The sequence below is a fragment of the Flavobacterium cyanobacteriorum genome (assembly GCF_002251835.1).
Lineage (GTDB): Bacteria > Bacteroidota > Bacteroidia > Flavobacteriales > Flavobacteriaceae > Flavobacterium > Flavobacterium cyanobacteriorum.
This window is the reverse complement of sequence record NZ_NOXV01000071.1, coordinates 1-2,244: the sequence shown is the minus strand read 5'-3', so window position 1 is coordinate 2,244 and position 2,244 is coordinate 1. Positions and strand designations below refer to the sequence as shown.

The 2,244-nt window shown below is 40.0% G+C and carries 3 protein-coding genes, 1 tRNA gene and 1 pseudogene; all 5 read left to right on the top strand.

Features of this window, described 5'->3' with window-relative positions; genetic code table 11:
* The first annotated feature begins 211 nt into the window (after positions 1 to 211).
* The 5 genes and pseudogenes from rpsU (at position 212) to CHU92_RS00695 (ending at position 2,149) form a co-directional block, all read left to right on the top strand.
* Positions 212 to 406: a 30S ribosomal protein S21 gene (gene rpsU, locus CHU92_RS00715; protein ID WP_094411604.1), complete on the top strand. Its 195-nt coding sequence runs from the start codon at positions 212 to 214 to the stop codon at positions 404 to 406.
* Positions 407 to 472: 66 nt separating this feature from the next.
* Positions 473 to 1,375 (top strand): tyrosine-type recombinase/integrase, encoded by a 903-nt coding sequence (locus CHU92_RS00710; protein ID WP_094411602.1) that lies wholly within the window; start codon positions 473 to 475, stop codon positions 1,373 to 1,375.
* Between the two features lie 27 nt (positions 1,376 to 1,402).
* Entirely contained in the window at positions 1,403 to 1,705 is a 303-nt protein-coding gene (gene hpf, locus CHU92_RS00705; RefSeq protein ID WP_094411600.1) for a ribosome hibernation-promoting factor, HPF/YfiA family, read from the top strand.
* An 89-nt stretch (positions 1,706 to 1,794) separates the two neighbouring features.
* Positions 1,795 to 1,983 (top strand): annotated as a pseudogene (locus CHU92_RS00700) (HPF/RaiA family ribosome-associated protein); the annotation flags it as partial.
* A gap of 92 nt (positions 1,984 to 2,075) precedes the next feature.
* A tRNA-Thr gene (locus CHU92_RS00695) sits at positions 2,076 to 2,149 on the top strand.
* Positions 2,150 to 2,244: the final 95 nt, after the last annotated feature.

The window sequence follows — 2,244 nt, the reverse complement described above, 5'->3', positions numbered from 1 at the left end:
CCGCCGCAAAAGCAGGCGGCGGGGAGGATGCCGCTTCAATCGGGGCTGGCAGTAAAGCCCGGGCATACCAGGCAAATCCCGGCACATTACACCTGCATTGTCATATATTTCCATACCTGCCAAACAAATAAGCAAAATAATAACACCACTTCTTTGGATAACAAAATAATAGTATTACATTTGCAGCCTTAACGAAAGGAGGTGTCATACTATGTTGATTATACCAATTAAAGACGGAGAAAATATTGATAGGGCGCTAAAGCGCTACAAAAGGAAATTCGACAAAACCGGAGTTGTACGTCAGCTAAGGGCTCGTCAGGCTTTCACCAAACCATCTGTAGTAAGAAGGGCTGAAATACAAAAAGCAGCATACATCCAGGGACTAAGGGACTCATTAGAAAGTTAATATTTCCTGATTAAATAAATATAACCGTTAGCAGAAAAGTATAACTTTGCTGTTAACGGTTTTTTTATGGTTGACAGTAAAACAGCATACAAAGATTACCTGCAGAAAGAGAAAAACTACTCTCTGTTAACCCTGCGTGCCTATCTGGATGATATAACTTCCTTCGAGGCTTTCATAAAAGAGGCAGATGAAGGCGCAACCCTCGAAGAGGCCAGCTACAGCCAGGTGAGGAGCTGGATTGTGCACCTTGTAGATAATGGCATTTCCAACAGCTCGGTGAACAGGAAAATGTCATCATTAAAATCATTTTACAAATTCCTGCTCAAAACCAGGCAGATTGAAGCCAGCCCCATGCAGAAACACAAATCGCTGAAAACGGCCAAAAAAGTACAGGTACCGTTTTCTGAACAGGAACTGCAGGATATAACCACCGAAATTCATTATCCGGATGATTTTGAAGGAATACGTAACAGGCTCATCATTGAGCTATTCTATACTACAGGCATCCGCCGCGCCGAACTTATCGGCCTGAAGCTGAGCAGCTATGACCCCGGCAACGGCACACTTAAAGTTTTAGGCAAAAGGAATAAAGAGCGCATACTGCCGGTACTGGGATGTACGGCAGGCCTTATACAGAAATACCTTTCAGAAAGGGCAGGCCTGCCCCATATCGCACATCCGGAGATGTTAATTTTAAATACTGCCGGGAAAAAAATTAACGAAACTTTTGTATATAGGTTAATAAATAGTTACTTTAGTGTTATCTCCGGAAAAGTTAAGAAAAGCCCACACGTTTTGCGGCACACTTTTGCTACCCATCTTCTCAATAACGGAGCCGATTTAAATTCAGTTAAAGAATTATTAGGGCATGCGAGTTTGTCATCAACACAAATATACACCCACAGCAGCCTTGCTGAGCTTAAAAAAGTGTATGAGCAGGCACATCCGCGCAACCTTGATGATTCATAAGTTTAATTTTTTAATTAAGTAATTTTTATGAAAGTAAATGTTCATGCGGTCAACTTCACGGTTGACAGGAAACTGGTTGGCTATGTTCAGCAACGGCTGGATAAACTGGATAAATATTATGACAGAGTAGTTTGTTCGGATGTTTTTTTCAAAGTGGATAACACAGGAGATAAAGCAAACAAAATTGCAGAACTGAAAATTAATGTCCCGGGAGATGAATTTATAGTCAAAAAACAGTGTAAAACATTTGAAGAAGCTGTAGTACTTGCGGCAGATTCCATGGAACGTTTACTGATGAAAAGAAAGCAGAAAGTAGGCGCAAAATCCTGACAGGAAAAAAATTATCAAAAATGTTTTGATTAAAAAATAAAATCTATACATTTGCAGTCCGTTAGAAATAGCGGACTTTTTTATTGGANGTTTTTTTCAAAGTGGATAACACAGGAGATAAAGCAAACAAAATTGCAGAACTGAAAATTAATGTCCCGGGAGATGAATTTATAGTCAAAAAACAGTGTAAAACATTTGAAGAAGCTGTAGTACTTGCGGCAGATTCCATGGAACGTTTACTGATGAAAAGAAAGCAGAAAGTAGGCGCAAAATCCTGACAGGAAAAAAATTATCAAAAATGTTTTGATTAAAAAATAAAATCTATACATTTGCAGTCCGTTAGAAATAGCGGACTTTTTTATTGGAAGTTGCCGGTGTAGCTCAGCTGGCTAGAGCAGCTGATTTGTAATCAGCAGGTCGTGGGTTCGAGTCCCTCCATCGGCTCTGGTAACTTACTATTGATGTTCAGTTACTTATTGGATTTTAAGGTTAAGGGGAGATACTCAAGCGGCCAACGAGGGCAGACTGTAAATCTGTTG

What these genes read in the sequence shown, in the direction of transcription:
- rpsU (WP_094411604.1), top strand. Translation starts at nt 212, where the DNA reads ATGTTGATTATACCAATTAAAGACGGAGAAAATATTGATAGGGCGCTA.
- CHU92_RS00710 (WP_094411602.1), top strand. Translation starts at nt 473, where the DNA reads ATGGTTGACAGTAAAACAGCATACAAAGATTACCTGCAGAAAGAGAAA.
- hpf (WP_094411600.1), top strand. Translation starts at nt 1,403, where the DNA reads ATGAAAGTAAATGTTCATGCGGTCAACTTCACGGTTGACAGGAAACTG.